Source organism: Clostridium sp. CCUG 7971, assembly GCF_017590215.1.
Taxonomy (GTDB): domain Bacteria; phylum Bacillota; class Clostridia; order Peptostreptococcales; family Peptostreptococcaceae; genus Faecalimicrobium.
Map to the genome: position 1 here is coordinate 26316 of NZ_JAFFPK010000009.1, position 7820 is coordinate 34135.

7 protein-coding genes are annotated in these 7820 nt (G+C 29.8%); all 7 read left to right on the plus strand.

Translation table 11 applies throughout. The features are described 5' to 3' along the window. Positions 1–6 precede the first annotated feature (6 nt). The 7 genes from JWF52_RS01605 (at position 7) to JWF52_RS01635 (ending at position 7131) form a co-directional block, all read left to right on the plus strand. Entirely contained in the window at positions 7–618 is a 612-nt protein-coding gene (locus tag JWF52_RS01605) for a bifunctional 4-hydroxy-2-oxoglutarate aldolase/2-dehydro-3-deoxy-phosphogluconate aldolase (RefSeq protein ID WP_208331608.1), read from the plus strand. Continuing rightward, complete coding sequence (locus JWF52_RS01610) at positions 602–1621, plus strand: sugar kinase (RefSeq protein ID WP_208331609.1); 1020 nt, start codon at positions 602–604, stop codon at positions 1619–1621. Before JWF52_RS01605 ends, JWF52_RS01610 begins: the two co-directional genes overlap by 17 nt. 17 nt (positions 1622–1638) lie before the next feature. Beyond that, on the plus strand, positions 1639–2685 hold the full coding sequence (gene uxuA, locus JWF52_RS01615; protein ID WP_208331610.1) for a mannonate dehydratase: 1047 nt from the start codon (positions 1639–1641) through the stop codon (positions 2683–2685). Positions 2686–2844: 159 nt separating this feature from the next. After that, positions 2845–4245 (plus strand): glucuronate isomerase, encoded by a 1401-nt coding sequence (gene uxaC / locus JWF52_RS01620; protein ID WP_208331611.1) that lies wholly within the window; start codon positions 2845–2847, stop codon positions 4243–4245. A 19-nt stretch (positions 4246–4264) separates the two neighbouring features. Continuing rightward, on the plus strand, positions 4265–5281 hold the full coding sequence (locus tag JWF52_RS01625; protein ID WP_208331612.1) for a TRAP transporter substrate-binding protein: 1017 nt from the start codon (positions 4265–4267) through the stop codon (positions 5279–5281). Between the two features lie 17 nt (positions 5282–5298). After that, the gene (locus JWF52_RS01630; protein WP_208331613.1) at positions 5299–5805 is read left to right on the plus strand and encodes a TRAP transporter small permease; all 507 of its coding nucleotides are present in this window, start codon (positions 5299–5301) and stop codon (positions 5803–5805) included. An 18-nt stretch (positions 5806–5823) separates the two neighbouring features. Beyond that, positions 5824–7131 carry a TRAP transporter large permease gene (locus JWF52_RS01635; RefSeq protein ID WP_208331614.1) on the plus strand — a complete coding sequence of 436 codons (1308 nt, stop codon included), beginning with the start codon at positions 5824–5826 and terminating at the stop codon, positions 7129–7131. Positions 7132–7820 lie beyond the last annotated feature (689 nt).

Genomic DNA, 7820 nt, shown 5'->3' on the forward strand with positions numbered 1-7820 from the left:
GAAGTTATGTTAAATGCTATAAAGAATGAAGGTATAGTTGCTGTAATAAGAGCAAAAGACCATGACGAAGCTAAAGGATATATAAATGCTTGTGTAAATGGTGGAATAAAAGCAGTAGAATTAACTTACTCAATACCAAATGTTGTTGAATTAATAAATGAATTAAGAAATGATGAAAATCTAATATTAGGTGTTGGAAGTGTTTTAAATAGAGCAATGGCTAAGGATGCAATCTTAGCCGGAGCAAAATATGTTGTAAGCCCAGGATATAATGAAGAAGTTAATGAAGTTTGTAAGGAACTAAATACTCTTTATTTACCAGGGTGTATGACGGTTACTGAGATAATGAATGCCTTAGAAAAAGGAAACAAGATGGTTAAATTATTCCCAGGAGATGTATTTGGACATAAATATATAAAAGCCATAAAAGCTCCAATACCTAATGTTGAGATAATGCCAACAGGTGGAGTTAGTATAGATAATGTAGACGAGTGGTTTGAAATGGGAGTATCTTGTGTAGGAGTAGGCAGTTCATTATTTAATGCAGGAAGCTTAGAAGATATAGAAAAACTAGCTAAAGAATTTGTGGAGAAAATAAAAAATGTTAGAAGCAAATAATAAAACGGTTTTAGGATTTGGAGAAATAATGCTAAGACTTACGCCTACTAATAATCAAAAGATTATACAGGTTAATTCTTTTGATGCAACTTATGGTGGTGGAGAAGCAAATGTAGTTGCAAGTTTAGCAAGCTTTGGACATGAAACTAAGTTTGTAACGAAATTACCTAGTAACTCTTTAGGTGATAAAGTTATAAGAGACTTAAGAAGTTATAATATAGATACAAGTGATATATTACAAGGTGATGGAAGACTTGGTATTTATTTTTTAGAAATTGGACATGGACTTAGAAGTACTGAGGTTATATATGATAGAAAATATTCAGCTATATCTATGGCGAATAAAGATGAATTTGATATAGAAAAAATACTAAAAGGTATAAAAATGGTTCATTTATCAGGTATAACACCAGCCTTAAGTAAAGACTTATATGATTTAACTATAGAAATAGCAAAATATTGCAATGAAACTGGTATACTAGTATCCTTAGATTCTAATTATAGAGCGAAGCTTTGGAGTTTAGAAGATGCTAAAGGTTTTTTAGAAGAAGTACTTCCTTTTGTGGATATAGCTTTTTTAGGAAGTTTAGATATGACAAACATATTAAAATATGAAGCTTGTGATTTAGAATTCGAAGATAGTCTTAAAAATTTATATGAAAGATTATTTGAAAAATATCCAAATATAAAATATGCAGCTTGTACAAAGAGGAGTGTTCATTCAATAAACAATAACTCACTAAAAGGTTACTTATTTGATAAAGAAAATTTATATATTTCAAATGAATATAACTTTGACATACTAGATAGAGTTGGTGGAGGAGATGCCTTTACAGCAGGTATACTTCACGGAATATTAGATAACTTAGATAAAAAAGAAATCATAGAATTTGGAGTTTGTGCAAGTGCATTAAAGCACTCTATAAAAGGTGATATAAATATAGTAGATAAAGATAGTGTAACTAGTTTAATAGAAAAAGGATTACAAAATATAAAAAGATAATTCGGGGGAACTAAAATATGGAAATGACATTTAGATGGTATGGACAAGATGATCCTGTAAAAATAGAGTATATCAGGCAAATACCTGGTATGAAGGGCATAGTAACTGCAATATATGATATACCAGTAGGAGAAGCTTGGCCATTAGAAAAAATATTAGAGTTAAAGAAGAATGTAGAAGATAATGGACTAAAACTTTCAGTTATAGAAAGTGTACCAGTTCATGAAGATATAAAATTAGGTTTACCAACTAGAGATAGATATATAGAAAACTATAAGGAAACATTAAGAAACTTAGGAAAAGCAGGTATAGAAACAGTATGTTACAACTTCATGCCAGTATTTGACTGGACTCGTTCAGATCTAAATTATGAGCTTGAAGATGGTTCAACTTGCTTAATATATGATGAAGAAACAGTTAAGAAAATGGATCCAGCACTTGGTGAGTTAGAGCTTCCGGGATGGGATACTTCTTACGGTGAAGGTGGACTAGGTGCTTTACTTGATAAGTATAAAAATATAGATGAAGAAAAATTATGGGAAAATTTAGAGTACTTTATAAAAGAAATAATACCTGTAGCTGAAGAAAGTAACGTAAAAATGGCTATACATCCGGATGATCCACCATGGGGAATATTTGGACTTCCAAGAATAATAACTAACTTTGAAAATTTAGAAAGATTTATAAATATTTATGATAGTGAATATAACGGTGTAACTTTATGTACAGGGTCATTAGGATGTACTAAAACTAATGATGTAGTAGAAATGGTTAATTATTTTGGAAAAGAAAAGAACAGGATAAACTTTGCTCATTTAAGAAATGTTTTAATAACAGGAGATAGTAGTTTCAATGAGGTAGCTCATTTATCTGAGGCAGGGTCACTAGATTTCTATGAAATAGTAAAAGCATACTGTGATTATGAATTTACAGGGCCATATAGACCAGATCATGGAAGAATGATATGGGGAGAGACTGGAAGGCCAGGATATGGATTATATGATAGAGCATTAGGGGCTGTATATATAAATGGATTAATAGAAGCGATAAATAAAAATAAATAATAAAAATAGTGTTTTGAAATAAATTTTATTTTAAAACACTATTTTATAAAAAATGTATAAAAAAGTAAAATAATGAAACATATTGGAGAATATTAGGATTCATGCTAATATTTAATATGTTAAGAAAACGATATCAAAATGTTGATTTAGGAGAAAACTATGAAAAAGTTTATGGACAAAGATTTTATATTATCAAATGAAATAGCTAAAACCTTATATCATAATAATGCTTTAAAAATGCCGATATTTGATTACCACTGTCACTTGCCAGCGGTTGAGATAGCAGAGGATAAAGAATATGAAAATATAACTCAAATGTGGTTATACCATGATCATTATAAGTGGAGAGCCATGAGAAGTTTTGGAATAGATGAAAAATATATAACTGGTGATGCTAGTGATTTTGAAAAGTTCTACGAATTTGCAAAGATGATGCCATATTTAATAGGAAACCCTATATATCATTGGTCACATCTAGAACTTAAAAGATACTTCGATATTGAAGAAACTTTAAGTGTAAAAACTGCCAAAGATATTTGGGAAAAATGCAATAATACTATAGCCGAGAAGCGCTTAACTGCTAGAAAATTAATAAGTATGTCTAATGTAGTTTATATAGGAACTACAGATGATCCAATAGATGATTTAAAGTATCATAAAGAAATTAATGATGATGATAGCTTTGAGTGTGAGGTAAGACCTACATTTAGACCAGATAGAGCATTAAAAATACAAAATAAAGATTTTTGTGATTATATAAAGTTATTAGGGCAAATAGAAAATACAGAAATTAAAGACTATGATAAATTAATAGAAATATTAGAAAAAAGGTTAGATTACTTTGTAGATAATGGCTGTAGTATAACAGACCATAGTTTAGAAAGAATTTATTTTAAATCTACTAACAAAGAAGAAGTTGCAAGTATATTTGTTAAAGTTTTAGCGCAAGAAGAGATAAGCATAGAAGATGCTCAAAAATACATAACATTTACATTAATAGAATTAGGGAAAATGTATAGTGAAAGAAATATGGTAATGCAACTTCATATAGGGGCACTTAGAAATAATAATACTAGAATGTTTAATGCTATTGGAGCAGATGCAGGATTTGATAGTATTGATGATGGGGAAATCGCTTACTCTACATCAAGATTATTAGATAGTTTAGATGTAGAAGGTAAGTTACCGAAAACTATTCTTTATTGCTTAAATCCAAAAGATAATGAAGTATTAGGAACTATGATTGGAAACTTCCAAGGTGGACAAGTTGAAGGTAAAATTCAATTTGGATCTGGATGGTGGTTCAATGACCAAAAGGATGGAATGGAAAGACAGCTTGTAGCACTTTCACAATTAGGTTTAGTTAGTAAATTTGTAGGAATGCTTACGGATTCAAGAAGCTTTTTATCATTTACAAGACATGAATATTTCAGAAGAATTCTTTGTAATTACTTAGGAAAGCTAGTTGAAAATGGAGAATATCCATGCGATTTAGAAATATTAGGAAATGTAGTAGAAGATATATGTTACAACAACGCTAAAAAATATTTTATAAGATAATCCTAGGGGGAATTTATAGATGAATAAAAGGATTAAGGCACTTTTACTTGTTGCCATAACTAGCTTATCAGTAGTTGGATGTAGCTCAAGTAAAGAAAACGAAGCAAGAGTTATGAGGGTTGCTCACAACCAAGGAGAGGAACATCCAATACATTTAGCTCTAAAAGAGTTTGAGAAAATAGTAGAAGATAAAACTAATAATAAAATAGATATACAGGTATATCCAAATGAGTTATTAGGAGGACAGCGTGAGGCGGTAGAACTTACTCAAACAGGAGCTATAGATATAGCTGTTGGAAGTATAAGTTTACTTGAAAGTTTTAATAAATCATATAGTGTATTCAACCTTCCATACTTATTTGATAGTAAAGAACATTATCATTCTGTAATGAATGATAAAGATATAATGGATGATATATATGAATCAACTAGAGAATCTGGATTTGTTGGTCTTACATGGTTTGATGCAGGTTCAAGAAATATGTACACAACAGATAAGCCTATAATGAAACCAGAAGATTTAAAAGGGAAGAAAATAAGGGTACAACAAAGTCAAACAAACATAAGAATGATGGAATTATTAGGTGGTTCTGCTACACCAATGAGTTTCGGAGAAGTTTATACTGCTCTTCAGCAAAAGGTTATAGATGGCGCTGAAAATAATGAATTAGCACTTACTAATAATAAGCATGGAGAAGTTGCAAAACATTATTCATATAACCAACATGGTATGATTCCAGACATATTAATAATGAATGCTAAGTTATTAGATAATTTAAGTGAAGAACATAGAAATATAATATTAGATGCAGTTGATGAAATAAACAAATTTGAAGTTGATGCTTGGGAAGATAAAGTAAATGAAGCAGTAAAACAATCTAAAGAGATGGGGGTTAAATTCTACTATCCAGATATAGAGCCATTTAAAGAAAAAGTTTTACCACTTCATAGAGAGATGACTGAAAATGATAAAGAAGTAAAAGCTGTATACGATAAAATACAAGAAAAAGCACCAAAAAAAGTAAATAAATACTAGTAGGAGGAGGAACGAAGATGAATAAGTTAAGAAATATGCTAAACAAAGTAATAGAAGTCATATGTATGACACTACTAGCATTTATGGTAGTTTTAGGTACTTGGCAAATAATAACTCGTTATGTGTTAAATAATCCAAGTACAGTATCAGAAGATTTACTAATATATTCATTTGTATGGATGGCTTTACTAGGTTCATCATATGTATTTGGAAAAAAAGATCATATGACTATGGTGTTCTTTAGACAGAAACTTGAATCAAAAAGTCCTAGTGTAAAAATGATATTAAACATAACGACAGAATTAGTGGTAATGGCATTTTCAGCATTGGTTTTAGTTTTAGGTGGAGTTCAAATAAGTATGTTAGCTATGGGTCAAGTTTCTCCTGCATTAGGTATACCGATGGGATATATTTATCTAGCTCTACCTTTATCAGGGATAATGACGATTATATATAATATTTTAAATTTAGTTGATTTAAAAAAAGAATCAATATCATCAAAAAAGGTTGTAAATAATAATTAATCTGAGGGAGAGAAGATTATGGAATTAGCATTTCAAGCAGGTACAGCTATAGCTATTGTTTTTCCTATATTACTTTTATTAGGGATACCAATATCTATAACTATAGGAATAGCATCTATATTTGGTATATTAACTACATTATCATGGGATGTAGCAGTATTAACTGGAGCACAAAGAATATTTACAGGTATAAGTAGCTTCTCATTACTAGCAATACCATTTTTCGTATTAGCGGGAATCATAATGAACAACGGTGGTATAGCTTTAAAATTAGTAAACTTTGCAAAAGTATTAAGTGGTAAATTACCGGGATCTTTAGCACATACAAATGTAGTAGGAAATATGTTATTTGGAGCTGTAAGTGGTTCTTCTGTTGCAGCAGCAGCTGCTATAGGTGGAACAATGTCTCCACTTCAAGAAGCTGAAGGATATAATAAAAATTACAGTGCAGCAGTAAATATAGCTTCTGCACCGACCGGACTTTTAATTCCTCCAAGTAACTCGCTTATAATATATTCATTAGTAAGTGGTGGAACATCAGTAGCAGCACTATTTATGGCAGGTTACATACCAGGTATACTATGGGGATTATCAGTAATGGCAGTTGCTTTTATACTAGCTAAGAAATATAAGTATTCATCAAAATATCAAATAAGTTTCAAAGAAGCTATGAAAATATTTGTAGATGCTTTACCAAGTTTAGCGTTAATATTTGTAATAATAGGTGGTATAGTAGGTGGTATATTTACAGCTACAGAGGGAGCAGCAGTTGCAGTTGTATACTCTTTCATACTATCATTTTTCTTCTATAAATCAATAAAGGTAAAAGACATACCAAGAATATTATTAGAAACAGTTGAAATGACGGGTATAATAATATTTTTAATAGGGGTATCATCTATAATGTCTTGGGTTATGGCATTTACAAATATACCAAGTGCTATAACTGAAATATTATTAGGAATATCTTCAAATCCAGTTGTAATATTACTAATAATGAACTTAATATTATTAATCGTTGGTACATTTATGGATTTAACACCAGCGATATTAATATTTACACCAATATTTTTACCAATAGCTAAAAACTTTGGAATGGACTCAGTACAATTTGGTATAATGCTTATATTTAACTTATGTATAGGAAATATAACACCACCAGTTGGAAATACATTGTTTATAGGATGTAAAGTAGGTAAAACAAAGATAGAAGATGTAATAAAATACTTATTACCATTCTACGTAGGTATATTAATAGTTCTTATGCTAGTAACATTTATACCTCAAATAAGTTTATTTATACCTAAACTTATGGGAATGATTTAGTATAAAATGGCATTCAAATATATGGAAATATAAGTAGTAGTTACATCAAACATGGATGTTGGATAATTAATAGATTATATAGCATACAAATAAGGAAATTATGATATGTATAATGGATTGTAACGCATACCTATCAAAGATTTTGATGAGCAGAAATATGCATAAAGTAACAAAAAATAGGGTATTTTATTTAGAATATAAATTACCGTATAGAGGAAAACTTTACTCAAGAGCGACTTGAGGAGGGATTACATTGGATAAAAAAATTGCAAAGATATATTTTCAAGATAAACAGTTACATCTGATTTTAACTGATAATTTTTTGAAATTATACACAGAAATGGTGAACTCTAAATGAGTTCACCATTTCATTTTTGTGGAGCTATACTTTTATTTTCAGACAGTCTCTAATTATATTATTCATTTTCTGAGTTTTTACTTTCATGAACACTTTTCTCATCATGACTACTTTTACTCTCTTTTACGGGAGTATTATTATGAGAGTGTTTACTATCACTTGAATGTTTGCTATCTTTTACAGGCGTATTATTATGAGAGTGCTTACTATCACTTGAATGTTTACTCTCTTTTACGGGAGTATTATTATGAGAGTGCTTACTATCACTTGAATGTTTACTCTCTTTTACGGGAGTATTATTATGAGAGGTGTCTTACTAGTCACTTGAATG